We start from the raw sequence: 16,028 nt of genomic DNA on the forward strand, positions 1-16,028 counted from the left end.
AGGAGGAACCGGTGGCGACTGCGCCTGGCGAGATGAACACCGCGCCAGTACGAGGACGATCCACCCGACAGCGGGCCGCGGTCGCGGCGGCGCTGGACGAGGTGGACGAGTTCCGCAGTGCCCAGGAACTCCACGACATGCTCAAGCACCGCGGGGATTCCGTGGGCCTGACCACCGTCTACCGCACCCTGCAGTCCCTCGCGGACGCCGGCGAGGTCGACGTGCTGCGCACCAGTGACGGCGAGTCCGTCTACCGGCGCTGCTCCACCGGGGACCACCACCACCACCTGGTCTGCCGCAAGTGCGGCAAGGCCGTCGAGGTGGAGGGCCCGGCCGTGGAGAAGTGGGCGGAGGCCATCGCCGCGGAGCACGGCTACGTGAACGTCGCCCACACGGTGGAGATCTTCGGCACCTGCGCGGACTGCGCGGCGGCGGGCTAGGGCTTCACAGCCGCCGCAGGTTCCGGTCCAGGATCGCCCGCAGCCGGTCGATGTCGGCGGGCTCCTCGGCCCCCCGCTTGGGCAGCGCCGTGATGCAGGTCGCGCGCGGGCCGCCGAGGAGGACGAAGAGCTCCGGCGTCTCCGCGTACTGCGTGAAGAGCTTCCAGTCGGCCGAGTAGGACATGTTCCCGCCCTCGGTCGCGGCGCCCCGCTCGTCCACCACCGTGCGGCACGTCCCGTACAAGGCCGCCACGGCGTGGAGCCGGCGCGCCATGGCACGCCGTACCCGCACACCGCCGAAGGCACCGGCACCCGCGCTCAACACCGCGGCGACCACGATGACGGCCGGCGTCATCCCGCGCAGCACCCCGTACGCCGTCACGAGGGCGAGGGTCATCAGCGGGAGCAGGACCGTCTCCGCCCGGCCCGACGCCGTCCGCAGGGCCCGGACCCGGACGGCCCCCCGAAAGTCGGCGAGCACCGGCTCGTAGACGAATACGGCCTGCTCAGTCCGCTGTGCGTGATCCCCACTCGTGTTCATGAGGGCAGAGCGTAGCCGTGAGGTCAGGCGGTGGTTCCCTCGCCCTGGTTCGGGACGGCCCCGCCGAAGCGGCGGTCGCGCTGGGCGTATTCGTAGCAGGCCTGCCAGAGGTTGCGGCGGTCGAAGTCGGGCCACAGGACGTCCTGGAACACCATCTCGGCGTACGCGCTCTGCCAGAGCAGGTAGTTGGAGGTGCGCTGCTCTCCGCTCGGGCGCAGGAAGAGGTCCACGTCCGGCATGTCCGGGTAGTACATGTACTTCGCGAAGGTCTTCTCGTTGACCTTCGACGGGTCCAGCCTGCCCGCGGCGACATCGCGCGCGATCGCCTGCGCCGCGTCCGCGATCTCGGCGCGGCCGCCGTAGTTGACGCAGAAGTAGAGGGTCATCGCGTCGTTGTCGACGGTCTGCTCCTGCGCGACCTGGAGCTCCTGGACGACCGACTTCCACATCTTCGGCATGCGGCCGGTCCAGCGGATGCGGATGCCCAGCTCGTTCATCTCGTCGCGGCGGCGCCGGATGACGTCGCGGTTGAAGTTCATGAGGAAGCGCACCTCGTCGGGCGAGCGCTTCCAGTTCTCCGTCGAGAAGGCGTACAGGGAAAGGTTCTTGACGCCCAACTCCAGGCAGCCCTTGAGCACGTCGAGCACGACGCCCTCGCCCACCTTGTGGCCCTCGGTGCGCGGCAGTCCGCGCTCCTTGGCCCAGCGGCCGTTCCCGTCCATGACGATCGCGACGTGGTTCGGGACGAGCTCGCCGGGGATCTTCGGCGGGCGCTCACCGGAGGGGTGCGGCTCGGGAATCTTGTACTCGCGGCGAGAGCGTCCCAGAATCCCGCGTCGTGCCATGTGCCCAGCTCCTATTTCTCGACGTACCGAAGGGAGCGTAGCCCGCGCTCCAGATGCCAGTGCAAGTAGGCCGAGACCAGCCCGCTGCCCTCCCGCACGTGACGGGCCTCGCACGCGTCGGCATGTCCCCAGTCGCCCGTCAGCAGCGCGCTGAGCAGGGCGATGGCCTCCGACGAGGGTACGACGCTGCCGGGGACGCGGCAGTCACCGCATATGACCCCGCCCGCGGCGACGGAGAAGTGCCGGTTGGGGCCGTGCAGTCCGCACTTCGCGCAGTCGTCGAAGCTGGGCGCGTAGCCGTTGACGGCGAGGGAGCGCAGGAGGAAGGCGTCGAGGATGAGGTTCGGCGCGTGTTCCCCGCGCGAGAGGGTGCGCAGGGCGCCGACGAGCAGCAGGTACTGCTGTACGGCGGGCTCGCCCTCGTGGTCGGTGAACCGCTCGGCGGTCTCCAGCATCGCGGTGCCGGCGGTGTAGCGGGCGTAGTCGGTGACGATGCCGTTGCCGTACGGGGCGATGATCTGGGTCTGCGTGCAGAGCGGCAGGCTGCGGCCGATCAGTTCGCCGCTGCGCGAGAAGAACTGCACGTCGGCGTGGGAGAAAGGTTCCAGCCCGGCGCCGAACTTGGACTTGGTGCGGCGCACGCCGCGGGCGACGGCCCGGACCCGGCCGTGGCCCCGGGTCAGGAGCGTGATGATGCGGTCCGCCTCACCCAGCTTCTGGGTGCGCAGCACGATGCCGTCGTCGCGGAACAGACTCATGGGCCCATTGTCCCGTACCGGACCGACAGGACGGCCGCTCCGGGAGAAACGGCAGCGTCCCCCGCCGGGCACGGGGCCCGGCGGGGGACACCCCTTGGGAGGATCAGGCGGTCGGCGCGGGGGCGTGCTCGCCCTCGCCCGACTGGGCCGGGACGGCTGCCGCGGGCCCGGCGTTCGCCGGGGTCTCGGCGCCCGCCGGGGTCTCGGCGCCCGCCGGGGTCTCGGCGCCCGCCGGGGGCACGGTGACCGCCGTGGTCTCGGCGCCAGCCGGGGTCTCGGCGCCCGCGGCGGGCACGGTGACCGGCCCGGCGACCTGCGGGGCTTCGTGGCCGTTGCCCTTGCCCAGACCGTTGAAGATCAGGTTCAGGACGATCGCGGCCGTGGCACCGAGCGTCACACCGCTGTTGAGGAGCGAGGAGAGGTCCGCGCTCATGTGCTTCTCGAAGAAGGCCGGGACGGTGGCCGGGAAGAGGGCGAAGGCGATGGAGACGCCGACGATGAGGGCGTTCTTCTCCTCCTTCAGGTCCACCTTGCCGAGGGTCTGGATGCCGGCGAGGGCGACCATGCCGAACATCACGGTGGCGGCGCCGCCGAGGACGCCGGGCGGGATCGCGGCGACGATCGCGGCGGCCTTCGGCAGCAGTCCGAGGATGATCATGATGACGCCGGCGGCCACGACCACGAAGCGGCTCTTGACCTTGGTGACCCGGACCAGGCCGACGTTCTCGGCGAAGGCCACGTAGGGGAAGGAGTTGAGCAGACCGCCGAGCGCGGTGGCGGCGCCGTCGGCACGCAGGGCGCGCGCCACGGTCTCGCTGTCGATGTCCTTGCCGACGATCTCACCGACGGCGTAGGTGTCACCGGTGGTCTCGACCATGGTGATCAGCATGACGATGAGCATCAGGAAGATCGGGAACCACTCGAACTTCGGGGCGCCGAAGTGGAAGGGCGTGGTGACGCCGACCCAGTTGGAGGCGCTGACCGCGTCGAACTTGGCGTCGCCGAGGACGAAGGCGATGAGCGTGCCGCCGACCAGGCCCAGCAGCACCGCGATGCTGGCCAGGAACTTGCCGCCGAGGCGCATCACCAGCAGGACGAAGAGCATGGTTCCGGCCGCGTAGGCCAGCTGGCCCGGGTCTCCGCCGTCACCGACGAGCGGGGCGCCGCCGACGGTGTCCTTGAGCGCCACCGGCAGCAGCACGATGCCGAGGATGGTGATGACCGTGCCGGTGACCACCGGCGGGAAGAGCCGCATCACCGCGCGGAAGGCCTTGGCGGGCAGCCAGGCGAAGGCGAAGGTGGCTATGCCGGCCGTGATGACCGCGCCGTAGATGACCAGGAGCGCGGCGGTGCCGCCGCCCGCACCGAGACCGATGGCGATCATCGGGGAGACCGCCGTGAAGGTGACGCCCTGGATGATCGGCAGCCGGGCTCCGACCCTGCCGATGCCCCAGGCCTGGAGGATCGAGGCGATGCCGCAGGTGAAGAGGTCCGCGTTGATCAGGTAGACAAGCTCTTCGGGGCTCAGCTTGAGTGCACTGCCGACGATGATCGGAACGATCACCGCACCGGCGTAGAACGCGAGTACGTGCTGGAAGCCGTACAGCGCGAGCTTGGGGAGGGGGAGCACCTCGTCGACCGGGTGCGTGCTCTGCTTTCCGGTGGCGGAAAGCGGTGCGGCGACACGTGCCATCTCTGCCTTGCCCTTCAAGAGGTAGGTAAACGAGAGGAAGCTGGAAGCTGGGAAGCTGGTTGTCCCTGTCCGAAGTGGGTCGTTAACCCGTTGATCCGGCAGGGTTGTCAGTCAGTGCGTTCCACGTGAATCGAAGCCCCGCAGTGTTACCGCCGGCGTCTCGTCGTGTGACCGGAATTGAACGCCTGTGGGGCCGCTCACAGATATCGTCGACTTCTACAAAGTGTTGACTTGCTGGCGCACTCGATCTGGAGGTTTCTCCAGTGGCGGGGGCTCTCGGGGTCGGCTATGGCCAGAGCTCATGGAAGCGCGAATTCCCCCTGCGCGAACGCGAAGCACCCACAGGATGACGTGCGGGTTAAGACCCGCAAGGCGTTCGGTCGCGCAAACCAGAAGGCCCAATTCCGGCCGTCCACATGCTGGGAACCCCCCGTACGGATCGAACGGTTCCGCAGTTCACCCGGCGCACGAGGGGCGCGAATACGGGGGTGCGAGGCTCGATCGTTACCTCGGAATGTGCCGCTTTGTGTCGCCTCGGAGCCCTCGGGCCCGTGGGAAACGGCCAGCGCGGCCGAAACGATCACCTGTGCGGATGCCCGGACGCACCGATCGCCCGCCCCCGGCCGGTGACGGCGGGGCGGGCGATCGGAGGCGGGCGGTTGCGGTGGGCGGTCGCGGCGGGGTGGCGCTACGGCGCCCGGACCGCCGACAGCAGCCGGGCGACCTCGTCCGCGTCGATGCGCAGCGCCGCGCCCACGGTGGCCAGTACCTCGCGCTCCGCGGGGATGTACGGGCCGTCCGCGAGGGCGACGCGCGCGCCCTGCAGCAGGATCGATTCGCGGCCCGGTCCGGCCAGGTGCGGGGCCAGCGGTTCCAGCGCCTCGTGCAGCTCGATCGAGAGCGCGGCGCCGAAGCAGTCGGGCCCGTCGTAGAGCCCGAGCCGCCCTTCCTCGGCGGCCAGCCCCTCGACGAGGGACTCCAGCTGCTCCTCGGTGCAGTCCTGGAACCCTGCGGACCGTACGGTGCCCACGGCGGCCTCCAGCGCACTGCGCGAGGCCGTCCCGCCGGCCGCCAGCACGGCCAGGGTCACGGTGTGCACGGCGTCGCGCAGCAGCGCGGAGAAGCGGGTGGTGGTGAGGTGGTCCAGGACCTCGGTGCCGAAGCGTTCGCGGCAGCCCTGGCACTCGACGACGGGGCCCGCCTGCCCGCGGGGCAGCAGCGGCACACCGAGGACGGTGAAGCGGCGGCGTCCCGTGCGCCGGCGGTAGTTGCGGTCGCCACCGCAGTCGGGGCAGAAGAACTCCCCGTCCCCCACGGTGCTCCAGGTGGTGCGGATACCCCAGACCGTCAGCTTCCGGCCGTCCCCACCCCGAACTGGCAGCACGTCGCACCTCCGTAACCTTCCGGCAACATCGCCGGGTTGGCGTGATGTTAGCCACATCGGTGAGGATGCGTCAGTCGTGTGACAAGACAACATCGCCCGGCCGCCGTACTTGGCCGATCTGCGCCCCTGCCCGATTCCGGTCCCGCACCCGGCCCCACCTGCACGCCCGTCGCCGCGGCCGCCCCCGGGCCCGCCCTGCGCCCGGCCGCATGAACGAGAACTCCTGTCCGGTGGCCGCGCCGCGAGCGGGCCCGGCCGGGCCGCCCGGGATCCGCGTCAACGCGGTGGCCCCCGGGACCATCCGTACGGAGCGGGTGCTCGCGCTGACGCCCTCCGCGACGGCCCTGAGAACGACCCCCGGTCCGGCCCCGGAAACGGCGGAACCCCGCCCCTCCCGGAAGGGGAGGAACGGGGTTCGCTCGTGTACGGGTCAGCGGCCCGCGCGGTTGACTGCGGAGATGACCGCCTTCAGGGAGGCGCGGGTGGTGTTCGCGTCGATGCCGATGCCCCACAGGACGCGGCCGTCGATCGCGCACTCGATGTACGAGGCGGCGACCGCGGAGGCGCCCTCGCTCATCGTGTGCTCGGTGTAGTCCAGCAGCCGGGCGTCGATGCCGATGCCGGCCAGGGCGTCGAAGAAGGCCGAGATCGGACCGTTGCCGGTGCCGTCCAGCACGGTCTCCGCGCCGTCCACGACCGCCTCGACGGTCAGCGTGTCGGTGCCGTCCTTGTCGGTGGTGGTCTGGCCGGAGCGCAGCTGGATGCGTCCCCACGGGTTCTCCGGGTTGGGCAGGTACTCGTCCTGGAAGACGTCCCAGATCGCCTTCGGAGTGACCTCTCCACCCTCGGAGTCGGTCTTCGCCTGGATGATCCGCGAGAACTCGATCTGCATGCGGCGCGGCAGGTCCAGCTTGTGGTCGTTCTTCAGGACGTAGGCGATGCCGCCCTTGCCGGACTGCGAGTTGACCCGGATGACCGCCTCGTAGGAGCGGCCGACGTCCTTCGGGTCGATGGGCAGGTACGGAACCGCCCACTCGATGTCGTCGACGGTCTTGCCCTGGGCGGCCGCGTCGGCCTCCATGGCGTCGAAGCCCTTCTTGATGGCGTCCTGGTGGGAGCCGGAGAAGGCGGTGTAGACGAGGTCGCCCGCGTAGGGGTGGCGCGGGTGGACTTCCATCTGGTTGCAGTACTCGCTGGTGCGACGGATCTCGTCGATCTGCGAGAAGTCGATCTGCGGGTCGATGCCCTGGGAGAACAGGTTCATGCCCAGCGTGATCAGGTCGACGTTGCCGGTGCGCTCGCCCTGCCCGAACAGGCAGCCCTCGATGCGGTCGGCGCCGGCCATCAGGGCCAGCTCGGCGGCCGCCACGGCGGTGCCGCGGTCGTTGTGCGGGTGCACGGAGATGCAGATGTGCGCGCGGCGGGTCAGGTTGCGGGCCATCCACTCGAAGCGGTCCGCGTGGGTGGAGGGCGTCGAGCGCTCCACGGTGGCGGGCAGGTTCAGGATGATCTCGCGGCCCTCGGACGGCTGCCACACGTCGCAGACGGCCTCGCAGACCTCCAGGGCGAAGTCCAGCTCGGTGTCGGTGAAGATCTCCGGGCTGTACTGGTAGCCGAAGACGGTCTCGGGGCCCAGCAGCTTGTCGGCGTACTCCATGACCAGGCGGGTGCCGTCGACGGCGATCTGCTTGATCTGCTCCTTGGAGCCGCGGAAGACGACCCGGCGGAAGGTCGGCGCGGTCGCGTTGTACAGGTGCACGGTGGCGCGCCTGGCGCCGACCAGGGACTCCACGGTCCGCTCGATCAGGTCCTCGCGGGCCTGGGTCAGTACGGAGATGGTGACGTCGTCCGGGATCGCGCCCTCTTCGATGATGGAGCGCACGAAGTTGAAGTCGGTCTCACCGGAGGACGGGAAGCCGACCTCGATCTCCTTGTAGCCCATGCGCACCAGCAGGTCGAACATCTCGCGCTTGCGGGCGGGGGTCATCGGGTCGATCAGCGACTGGTTGCCGTCGCGCAGGTCCGTGGACAGCCAGCGGGGCGCCTTGGTGACGCGCGCCTCGGGCCAGGTGCGGTCGGGGATGTCCACCTGCTCGTACGAGCCGTACTTGTGGATGGGCATCCCGGAGGGCTTCTGGGTGTGGGTCGCGTTCGTGATGGGCGTGGGGCGACCGACAAAAGTGTGCTGGCTCATGACGTAGGGCTCCTCGCGTGTCCGCGTGTAGTTCGCTGGGACGGCCGACGGACGGTCGCAAAACCGCAACACCAAACTCCGCGGGGAGGGGGTCGGCCTACGACTACAGGCCCTCGCCGCGGCAGCTAAGGAGGAGCAGCCCGAAACGCATGATGGGCCGAGCCTAACCGAGCCGCCCCGTAATGCGGGACCTGTTTCAGTATGCAAGACCCGCAGGTCCGTTTTGCACCCTTTGTGAGCTAGGTCGCTTTACCTGTTGGCCACCCGGCGCGATGTCCGGTTGATCCGTCAATGCGCCGCTCGCGGTTTCAGACGACCGAATGAATCATGGTCGCCGCTAGTGACACGGCCGTCACGCGCTGCCACATTGCCGGGCATGGATGCCTTCCCCACGCCACGCCGTCACCCCGTCTTCTGCACCGTGGTGCCGCCGCACCTCCTGGACGAGATCGCCCGGTCCGACGACCCGGCCCGGGCCGCCGCCGCGCGGCGGACCCTCGAACTCGACGCCCTGAACCGGGTCCGGCGGCTGATGGCGGTGCTCCCGCCCGCCACGGAAACACCGTCCGAGACTCCCGCGCGGACCATCTACGACGCCCAGCACCAGACCCGGCTGCCCGGGCAGAAGGTGCGCGGCGAGGGCGAGGACGCCGGCCGGGACGCCAGCGTCAACCGTGCCTACGCCGGGCTCGGGGCCACCTTCGAGCTCTTCCTCAAGGGCTTCGGCCGCCATTCCATCGACGACGCCGGCCTGCCGCTGAACGCCAGCGTCCACTACGACCGGCTGTACAACAACGCCTTCTGGGACGGCAGCCAGATGGTGTTCGGGGACGGCGACGGGGACCTGTTCCTCGACTTCACCGTGTCCGTGGACGTCATCGGGCACGAGCTGACCCACGGGGTCACCCAGCACACCGCCGACCTGGAGTACTACGGCCAGTCCGGCGCGCTCAACGAGTCCATGTCCGACGTCTTCGGCTCCCTCATCAAGCAGTACTCCCTGGACCAGAACGCCGAGGACGCCGACTGGCTGATCGGCGCCGGGCTCCTCGGCCCCTCCGTGGACAGCGGCTTCGCCCTGCGGTCGATGAAGGCGCCCGGCACGGCGTACGAGGACGACGAGCTCGGCAAGGACCCGCAGCCCGCGACCATGGACGACTACGTGCGCACCTCCCGCGACAACGGCGGCGTGCACATCAATTCCGGCATCCCCAACCACGCCTTCTACCTCGTCGCCACCGAGCTCGGCGGCAAGGCCTGGGAGCGGGCCGGACGGATCTGGTACGACGCCCTGACCGGCGGGGAGCTGGGCCCGAAGGCGGACTTCGCCCGGTTCGCCGCCCTGACGACCGCGGCGGCCGTCACCCGGTACGGCGACGGGGGCGCCGAACACCAGGCGCTCCAGAAGGCGTGGTCGGCGGTCGGCTTGGGCTAGGGGGCGCCGGGTAGGAGGGCGGTCATGCGGATTCAGGTGGTGCGGACGGGCGGCTTCGCGGGGATCGAGCGCCGGGGCGAGGTGGACACCTCGGGCCTGCCCGACGAGGCCGAGTGGCAGGCGCTGGCGCAGCTGGCCCTGCGGCCCGGCCCGCCGGGAGACGCGGCGAGCCGGATCCGGGACGGTTTCTCGTACCGGATCACGGTGGACGGGCGGACGGTGCTCTGCCAGGACCCCGACCTGTCGGACGCGCAGCGCTCGCTGATCTCCCGGGTTCTGAAGGAAGGCGCCTGAAAGAAGGTGCCTGATCGCGGCCCGCTTGCTTGGATGGCCCGATGATCACGACTCCCGACCGCCTGCCCGAGCTGGAGCGCTACTACGACGCAGCGCCCCGGGCGGGCGGAGCGCGGGCCGAGGACTTCGGCCCGCTGACCCTGTTCGTCCAGGAGGGCGACGGCTGGCCCTACTACGCGCGGCCCGCGCTCGGCGCCGCCCCGGCCGGTGGCGTCACGGTGGCCGACGTGGAGCGGGTGCTGGCGCGGCAGCGGGAGCTCCGGGTCCCCGAGGCCTTCGAGTGGGTGGCCGAGACCACCCCCTCCCTGCGCGCCGCCGCCGAGGCCGCCGGGCTGAGCGTGCACGCGCATCCGCTGATGGTGCTCGACCCCGCGGCGGTACGGCTCCCCGCGCATCCCGACGTACGGGTGCTCAGCGCGGCCGACCCGCTGCTGCGCCCGGCGGTGACGGTGCCGATGCTGGCCTTCGCCGCTCCGGGCACCGCGGTCGGCGAGGCGGGCCCGGCGGAGCTCGCGGCGGCGGAACGGGACCCGGCCTCGGAGGGCCGCCGGATCCGGGTGGCGGGGATGATCGAGTCGGGCCGTACCGCCCTGGCGGCGGCCGTGCGCGACGGGGTGGTCCTGTGCTCCGGCCAGTACGTCCCGGTCGCGGACGTCGCCGAGGTCGTCGGTGTCGGCACCCTCCCCTCGGCCCGCCGCCAGGGCCTGGCCCTCGCGGTGACGGCGGCCCTGGTCGCCGACGCCCTGGCCCGCGGAGCCCGCACGGTCTTCCTCTCGGCGGGCGACGAGGACGTGGCCCGCCTCTACGCCCGCCTCGGCTTTCGGTCCGTGGGCACCGCGCTGATCGCCGACCGCCCGCTGTGATCCGCGGGGCCGGGGCGGCCCGCGCAATTCTCGGCCCGTTTTTTTGCGGGAACGGCAAGGGCGCTTGGCCGGTCTACGGGTCCGGGCGGAGCATCGCAGGTGCGGGGACCCGGTCCCCGCGCCCCGTACCGACCGGAAAGAGTCCGCCATGGCGCACGCGAACGACCACACCCCCCACACCCCCCACTCCCCCGAGGCCGGCTTCGCCGGCGAGGAGTTCTGGGACTCCCGCTACCGCGAGAGCGACCGGATCTGGAGCGGGAACGCCAACGCCGTGCTGGCCCGGGAGGCCGCCGCCCTCGCTCCGGGGCGGGCCCTGGACCTGGGGTGCGGAGAGGGCGGGGACGCCGTGTGGCTCGCGCGGCAGGGCTGGCACGTCACCGGGACGGACATCTCCGGGGTGGCCCTGGAACGGGCCGCGGCGCACGCCGCCGACGCCGGGGTCGCGGACCGCACCGCGTGGGAGCGGCACGACCTCGCGGAGTCCTTCCCGGCCGGGGAGTACGACCTGGTCTCCGCGTGCTTCCTGCACACCTACGGGGACTTCCCGCGCGAGCGGGTGCTGCGCCGGGCCGGCGCGGCCGTGGCCCCCGGCGGGGTCCTGCTCGTCGTCGGCCACGCGGGCTGGGCGTCCTGGCAGGAGGACCGCCCGGAGGTGGACTTCCCGACCCCGGACGAGGTCGTCGCCCAGCTGGAGCTGGAGGCCGGCGCCTGGGAGGTGCTGCTGGCGGAGGAACACGTACGGGCCCAGGACCAGCCTGACGGCCGGCCCGGGACCCGTACGGACAACGCGGTGAAGGTGCGGCGGCTCCGCCGGGGCGCCTAGAAGCCCAGCTTGCGCAGCTGCTTGGGGTCGCGCTGCCAGTCCTTGGCGACCTTCACGTGCAGGTCGAGGAAGACCGGGGTGCCGAGCAGCGCCTCGATGTGCTTGCGCGACTTCATGCCGACCTCCTTCAGGCGGGCGCCCTTCGGGCCGATGATGATGCCCTTCTGGCTCGGCCGCTCGATGTAGAGGTTGGCGTGGATGTCGAGCAGCGGACGGTCCGCCGGGCGGTTCTCCCGGGGGATCATCTCCTCGACGACCACGGCGATGGAGTGCGGGAGCTCGTCCCGTACGCCTTCCAGCGCGGCCTCGCGGATCAGCTCCGCGACCATCACCATCTCGGGCTCGTCGGTGAGGTCGCCCTCCGGGTACAGCGGCGGGCTCTTCGGCAGCATCGGCGCGATCAGGTCGGCCAGCAGCTGGACCTGGGTGTCCCCGACCGCCGAGACGGGCACGATCTCGGCCCACTCGAAGCCGAGCTCCTCGGCGAGCTGGTGGACGGCGATGAGCTGCTCGCCCACCACCTTGGACTCGACGAGGTCGGTCTTGGTGATGATGGCGATCTTGGGGGTCTTCTTGATCCCCGCGAGCTCCTTGACGATGAACTTGTCACCGGGGCCGAGCTTCTGGTCGGCGGGCAGGCAGAAGCCGATCACGTCGACCTCGGACCAGGTCGCGCGCACCACGTCGTTCAGCCGCTCGCCGAGCAGCGTGCGCGGCTTGTGGAGGCCGGGCGTGTCCACGAGGACGAGCTGGGCGTCGGGGCGGTGCACGATGCCGCGGACCGTGTGGCGGGTGGTCTGCGGCCGGTTGGAGGTGATCGCGACCTTGGTACCCACGAGCGCGTTGGTCAGGGTCGACTTCCCCGCGTTGGGACGGCCGACGAAGCATGCGAAGCCCGCACGGTGCGGGCTGGTGGTCTCGGGGGAACGATCGCTCATACGGGCCATTCTCCCCGATGCGGCTCCCAGCGCCGACCAGGCCGCCGCCACGAGGGCCAGAGCGGCCCCGAGCAGGCCGTTCAGGGCGGGGTGCGCGGCGTGTCCGGTGACGGCCCGGGCGGTCGTGCCGTCGGCCCGCGCCACGACCGCGACCTCCGCCCATTCCAGGGCGGGCGGGTCGGCCCAGCGCGCGGTGAGCCGGACCCGCTGGCCGGGCAGCAGCTCGGCGGGCAGTCCGGTGAGGGGGCGGGAGACCAGTCCGCGGCCGAGGGCCCCGGAGGCGGTCAGGGTGGCGCGGGGGCGCAGGGTGACGTTGCCGAGGTTGTGGAGCGTGTACGAGACCTCCGCGCCGGCCGGGCCGCGGCGGGCGGTGCGGAGCTCCTCGACGGCCAGGGCGGGCGCGGTGGGACCGGTGACCCGGAGGTAGACCCGGGCCGCCACGGCCTGCTGGACCCCGAGCCCCTGGACCGCGGTGTCGCCCGGCCGGTCCTCCAGGGCGACGACGGCTCCGGGATGGTCCCCCGGTTCGGCCCGGTCGGGGACGGTGAGGGTGAAGCCGACATCGACCGCCGTCTTCGCCGGGACGGTGATCCGATCCCGCGCCAGCACCGTCCAGGCGCCGGTGGCGGTGCGCGGCTCCTCGGGCCCGCGCAGGGCGAAGCCGCCGTCGCGGGCGGTGTTGTAGGCGTCGGCGGCGTAGAGGCGGAAGGTGCGGGGCCGGTCGGTGCGGTTGGCGAGGGTGACGGAGTCGGTGACGGCCTGGCCGGGGGCCGCGGCGAGGTAGAAGTACGGGCGCTGCCCGAGCCTGTTGGCGGCGGGCAGCACGGACCACTGCCCGTTGTCGGCGGCCCGCGCCGTCCCGGCTCCCCCGAGCAGGAGCATGCCGAGCCCGAGGAGCACGGCGCCGACCGCCGATCCGGCCCGGCGGCGCGGCCGTGCCCGGGGGGTCCCTCTCCCGGCCCCGCGCTTCGCCCGTTCCCCGGGGCTCCGCCCCGGACCCCGCGCCTCGAACGCTGGCGAGGCCGGATCTTCCAGCCCCTCCGGCTTTTGAGGAGCAGGGGTCCGGGGGCGGGCCCCCGGCAACGGGTCCGGGGCGCAGCCCCGGGGAACGGGCGAAGGGCGGGTAGGGGACCCCGCACCGCGCAGCGGGACAGGGGACCGGCCCGGCCGGGTCACGACAGCGTCAGGGTCAGCACCGCCGTGTACGCGCCCGGCGGGGTGTACGGGGGCACCTGCAGGGTGACGCCCGCGTCGACGGTGAAGGTGCCCCCGACGAGGGCGGCGTCCGCGGTGGAGGCCAGCACCGCACCGTCCTGCCCTACGGTGCCCGCGCTGCCCGGGAGGCACGCGCTGGGGCTGCCGGGCGCGGCCGTGCACGTCGGGGTCCAGTTCAGGGAGGCGCCCGGGATGCGCAGCCCGCCGGAGCCGGTGAAATCGGTGACCTTCCCGATCAGGGACCACCCGGCCGGCCCGCCGCGGGCGTCCTTCACGGTGACGGTGCCGATCCGGCCGGCCGCCGCGCCGCCGTCCCTGTACGGGACCGCGGCCAGGGTCACGGCGTCGCCCTCCTGGGTCATGCCGAGCTCGCCCGGCTGCACGACGGCCGTCACCGTCTGGCTGCCCGGCGGCAGCGGGGCGGCGGTGATCACGGTGTACGCGGCCGGCCCGGAGCCCCGCTGCGGGGTCCAGGCGGAGCCCTCGTACGCCACGACGGCGGTGGTCGCCCGGTCCGTGACCGGCAGCTCCGCGAGGACCACGCCGAGCTCGTCCGCCCGCGCGGTGACCCGGTCGGCGGTCTGTGCCGTGCCCGCCCGGCCGGCCACGGTGACTTCGGCGCCGGGGAGGAAGCCGGCCCCGGTGACCTGGACCTTGGCGCCGGGCCCGCCCGCGGCCGTGCCAAGCGCGACGACGCGCAGGTTGGCCGTCGGGAGCGGGCTCGCGGTGATCCGCTGCGCCACCGGCGCTCCCCCGGGGAGCGGCAGCGGAGAGGGCGGAGCCGGGGAAGGGGACGGGGACGGCACCGCAGGCGCCGGAGCGGACGCCGACGCCGACGCCGATACGGAGGGCTTCGGGGTCGGATCCGGTCCCGGCGCCGCGCCCTGGGCGACCGCGCACACGGTGTCGAGTTCGAGCAGGTGCCCGGTGTGCAGGGTGTAGCCGCCCGGGGCCAGGGTGATCTCGCCGGGAGCGGTGACGGTGAAGGTGCCGGTCATGGTGACGGCGGGCAGTGCCCCGCCCGCCTCTACGGGGTCGTTGCGCTTGGCTCCGACGACGGTGACCTCGCCCTGCTGCGCGCCGCCGAGGACGATCCGCCCAGTCGGGGTGAGCACGTCGCCGGGCAGGGCGACGGAGAGCGGGTTCAGGGCGGGGGTCCGGGCCACCTGGTAGGTGACGGTGACGGTGTCGCCCACGCGCGGGGCCGTGTCGTCCACGGTGACCCGGGCGGTGGTGGGCCCGTCGGCCGGCGGCAGTCCGGCTTCCTGCGGAGGCAGGCAGTGCGTGGGGAAGTCGACCTGCCCGGGCGGCGTCTCCCCCTCCGCGGCCGCGGGTGTGCTCAGCGCGCCCCCGGTCGCCGCGGCCAGCACCGCCATGCCGACGGCCGCCGACCATCCTCTGTGCCGTGCCGATGTCCGCACTGACCGCCCCCTGGGATCCCGTACCCCGCCAGGGGGCCATTCACGAGCGGGCGGTGGGATAAGTCAATGCACGGACCCGGCAACAACTGATGTCCCATCAGGAGATGGCAGGGTGCTGCCGGATCCGGCGTCCGGTACGGCGTCCGGTACGGCGTCCCACGCGATCCCCGGCGTGCTCCCCGGCCCGGTGGCACGGAAGGTCCGCCGGTAGGCCGTCGGGCTCACGCCGAGCGCCGCCTGGACGTGCTTGCGCAGGGACTGCGCGGTCCCGAAGCCCGTCTCCCGGGCCACGTGTTCCATCGGCAGGTCGGTCTGCTCGAGCAGCGCCCGGGCCCGCTCCACCCGCTGCCCGACGATCCATTCGCCCGGGCTGAGCCCCGATTCCTCGCGGAACCTGCGCGTGAAGGTCCGTACGGACATCGCCTCCTGCCGGGCCAGGTCCGTCAGCCGCAGCGGTTCGTGCAGCCGGTCCAGGACCCAGGCGCGGGCCGCGGTGGTGGCCGACCGCTGCGGCTGCGGCACCGGCCGCTCGATGAACTGCGCCTGCCCGCCCTCGCGGTGCGGGGGTACGACGGTGCGCCGGGCCACGTCGTTGGCGACGGCCGCGCCGTGGTCGCTGCGCACGATGTGCAGGCACAGGTCGATCCCGGCGGCGACTCCGGCGGAGGTGAGCACGTCCCCGTCGTCGGTGTAGAGCACGTCCGGGTCGACCCGTACGGCCGGGAAGGTCTGCTGGAAGTGCGCGGCGGCGGACCAGTGGGTGGTGACCCGGCGGCCGTCCAGGAAACCGGCGGCGGCGAGGACGTACCCGCCCGTGCAGATGGAGACGAGCCGGGTGCCGGGCCCGATGTGCGCCAGGGCGGCGGCGAGTTCGGGGGTGAGCCGGCCCTCGGAGTGGACCGGGCCCAGCTCGTAAGAGGCGGGGACGACCACGGTGTCGGCCGTGGCCAGCAGCTCGGGACCGTGCTCGACGTGGATGTCGAAGTCGGCGTCCGTGGGGACCCGGCCGGGGGCGAGCCCGCAGGTGAGGATCTCGTACAGCGGCCGTCCGGCGGGGTCCTTCGCCCGCCCGAAGATCCGGTGGGGGATCCCGAGCTCGAAGGGCAGCAGCCCGGCGAGGGCGAGTACGACGACACGGTGGGCACGGTGCGCGCGAGGCTCCATGGCCCGATCATATCGAA

At 72.4% G+C, this 16,028-nt stretch carries 14 protein-coding genes and 1 pseudogene; 5 read left to right on the plus strand and 10 right to left on the minus strand.

The window, feature by feature from the left end; translation table 11 throughout:
* The first annotated feature begins 11 nt into the window (after positions 1 to 11).
* Entirely contained in the window at positions 12 to 440 is a 429-nt protein-coding gene (locus ACIA8F_RS26290; RefSeq protein WP_324289282.1) for a transcriptional repressor, read from the plus strand.
* A 4-nt stretch (positions 441 to 444) separates the two neighbouring features.
* Here the strand turns inward: ACIA8F_RS26290 and ACIA8F_RS26295 are convergent, their stop codons facing one another.
* From ACIA8F_RS26295 to leuA, 6 genes are all read right to left on the minus strand, one after another.
* Entirely contained in the window at positions 445 to 981 is a 537-nt protein-coding gene (locus ACIA8F_RS26295; protein WP_399382341.1) for a YcxB family protein, read from the minus strand.
* A 23-nt stretch (positions 982 to 1,004) separates the two neighbouring features.
* The gene (locus ACIA8F_RS26300) at positions 1,005 to 1,826 is read right to left on the minus strand and encodes an isoprenyl transferase (RefSeq protein ID WP_399382342.1); all 822 of its coding nucleotides are present in this window, start codon (positions 1,824 to 1,826) and stop codon (positions 1,005 to 1,007) included.
* Between the two features lie 11 nt (positions 1,827 to 1,837).
* The gene (recO, locus tag ACIA8F_RS26305; RefSeq protein ID WP_250754311.1) at positions 1,838 to 2,584 is read right to left on the minus strand and encodes a DNA repair protein RecO; all 747 of its coding nucleotides are present in this window, start codon (positions 2,582 to 2,584) and stop codon (positions 1,838 to 1,840) included.
* A 103-nt stretch (positions 2,585 to 2,687) separates the two neighbouring features.
* Entirely contained in the window at positions 2,688 to 4,277 is a 1,590-nt protein-coding gene (locus ACIA8F_RS26310; RefSeq protein WP_399382344.1) for a solute carrier family 23 protein, read from the minus strand.
* A gap of 688 nt (positions 4,278 to 4,965) precedes the next feature.
* On the minus strand, positions 4,966 to 5,661 hold the full coding sequence (locus tag ACIA8F_RS26315) for a TerB family tellurite resistance protein (protein ID WP_399382346.1): 696 nt from the start codon (positions 5,659 to 5,661) through the stop codon (positions 4,966 to 4,968).
* Positions 5,662 to 6,091: 430 nt separating this feature from the next.
* Entirely contained in the window at positions 6,092 to 7,855 is a 1,764-nt protein-coding gene (gene leuA, locus ACIA8F_RS26320) for a 2-isopropylmalate synthase (RefSeq protein ID WP_399382347.1), read from the minus strand.
* A gap of 376 nt (positions 7,856 to 8,231) precedes the next feature.
* On the opposite strand from leuA, the gene ACIA8F_RS26325 reads away from it, so the two are divergent.
* The 4 genes from ACIA8F_RS26325 to ACIA8F_RS26340 all read left to right on the plus strand — a co-directional run bounded on the left by ACIA8F_RS26325 (position 8,232) and on the right by ACIA8F_RS26340 (position 11,273).
* Complete coding sequence (locus tag ACIA8F_RS26325; RefSeq protein ID WP_399382349.1) at positions 8,232 to 9,290, plus strand: M4 family metallopeptidase; 1,059 nt, start codon at positions 8,232 to 8,234, stop codon at positions 9,288 to 9,290.
* A gap of 24 nt (positions 9,291 to 9,314) precedes the next feature.
* Positions 9,315 to 9,584 carry a protealysin inhibitor emfourin gene (locus ACIA8F_RS26330; RefSeq protein WP_399382351.1) on the plus strand — a complete coding sequence of 90 codons (270 nt, stop codon included), beginning with the start codon at positions 9,315 to 9,317 and terminating at the stop codon, positions 9,582 to 9,584.
* A gap of 41 nt (positions 9,585 to 9,625) precedes the next feature.
* On the plus strand, positions 9,626 to 10,447 hold the full coding sequence (locus ACIA8F_RS26335; protein ID WP_399382352.1) for a GNAT family N-acetyltransferase: 822 nt from the start codon (positions 9,626 to 9,628) through the stop codon (positions 10,445 to 10,447).
* Between the two features lie 148 nt (positions 10,448 to 10,595).
* Positions 10,596 to 11,273 carry a class I SAM-dependent methyltransferase gene (locus ACIA8F_RS26340; protein ID WP_399382354.1) on the plus strand — a complete coding sequence of 226 codons (678 nt, stop codon included), beginning with the start codon at positions 10,596 to 10,598 and terminating at the stop codon, positions 11,271 to 11,273.
* On the opposite strand, the gene era is transcribed toward ACIA8F_RS26340, so the two are convergent.
* The 4 genes and pseudogenes from era to ACIA8F_RS26360 form a co-directional block, all read right to left on the minus strand.
* On the minus strand, positions 11,270 to 12,220 hold the full coding sequence (gene era / locus ACIA8F_RS26345) for a GTPase Era (protein WP_374213701.1): 951 nt from the start codon (positions 12,218 to 12,220) through the stop codon (positions 11,270 to 11,272). The genes ACIA8F_RS26340 and era overlap by 4 nt on opposite strands.
* A gap of 504 nt (positions 12,221 to 12,724) precedes the next feature.
* Positions 12,725 to 13,093, minus strand: a pseudogene (locus ACIA8F_RS26350) (WxL protein peptidoglycan domain-containing protein); the annotation flags it as partial.
* Positions 13,094 to 13,383: 290 nt separating this feature from the next.
* Entirely contained in the window at positions 13,384 to 14,847 is a 1,464-nt protein-coding gene (locus ACIA8F_RS26355) for a beta-xylosidase (protein WP_399382355.1), read from the minus strand.
* Positions 14,848 to 14,910: 63 nt separating this feature from the next.
* Positions 14,911 to 16,011 (minus strand): GlxA family transcriptional regulator, encoded by a 1,101-nt coding sequence (locus tag ACIA8F_RS26360; protein ID WP_399382357.1) that lies wholly within the window; start codon positions 16,009 to 16,011, stop codon positions 14,911 to 14,913.
* Positions 16,012 to 16,028 lie beyond the last annotated feature (17 nt).

This window comes from Streptomyces sp. NPDC051563 (assembly GCF_044454225.1).
GTDB lineage: Bacteria > Actinomycetota > Actinomycetes > Streptomycetales > Streptomycetaceae > Streptomyces.

Bases quoted from the DNA above. Each gene is read 5' to 3' on its own strand.
- ACIA8F_RS26295 (WP_399382341.1), bottom strand. From the start codon at position 981: ATGAACACGAGTGGGGATCACGCACAGCGGACTGAGCAGGCCGTATTC.
- ACIA8F_RS26300 (WP_399382342.1), bottom strand. From the start codon at position 1,826: ATGGCACGACGCGGGATTCTGGGACGCTCTCGCCGCGAGTACAAGATT.
- recO (WP_250754311.1), bottom strand. From the start codon at position 2,584: ATGAGTCTGTTCCGCGACGACGGCATCGTGCTGCGCACCCAGAAGCTG.
- ACIA8F_RS26310 (WP_399382344.1), bottom strand. From the start codon at position 4,277: ATGGCACGTGTCGCCGCACCGCTTTCCGCCACCGGAAAGCAGAGCACG.
- leuA (WP_399382347.1), bottom strand. From the start codon at position 7,855: ATGAGCCAGCACACTTTTGTCGGTCGCCCCACGCCCATCACGAACGCG.
- ACIA8F_RS26325 (WP_399382349.1), top strand. From the start codon at position 8,232: ATGGATGCCTTCCCCACGCCACGCCGTCACCCCGTCTTCTGCACCGTG.
- ACIA8F_RS26330 (WP_399382351.1), top strand. From the start codon at position 9,315: ATGCGGATTCAGGTGGTGCGGACGGGCGGCTTCGCGGGGATCGAGCGC.
- ACIA8F_RS26335 (WP_399382352.1), top strand. From the start codon at position 9,626: ATGATCACGACTCCCGACCGCCTGCCCGAGCTGGAGCGCTACTACGAC.
- ACIA8F_RS26340 (WP_399382354.1), top strand. From the start codon at position 10,596: ATGGCGCACGCGAACGACCACACCCCCCACACCCCCCACTCCCCCGAG.
- era (WP_374213701.1), bottom strand. From the start codon at position 12,220: ATGGCCCGTATGAGCGATCGTTCCCCCGAGACCACCAGCCCGCACCGT.
- ACIA8F_RS26360 (WP_399382357.1), bottom strand. From the start codon at position 16,011: ATGGAGCCTCGCGCGCACCGTGCCCACCGTGTCGTCGTACTCGCCCTC.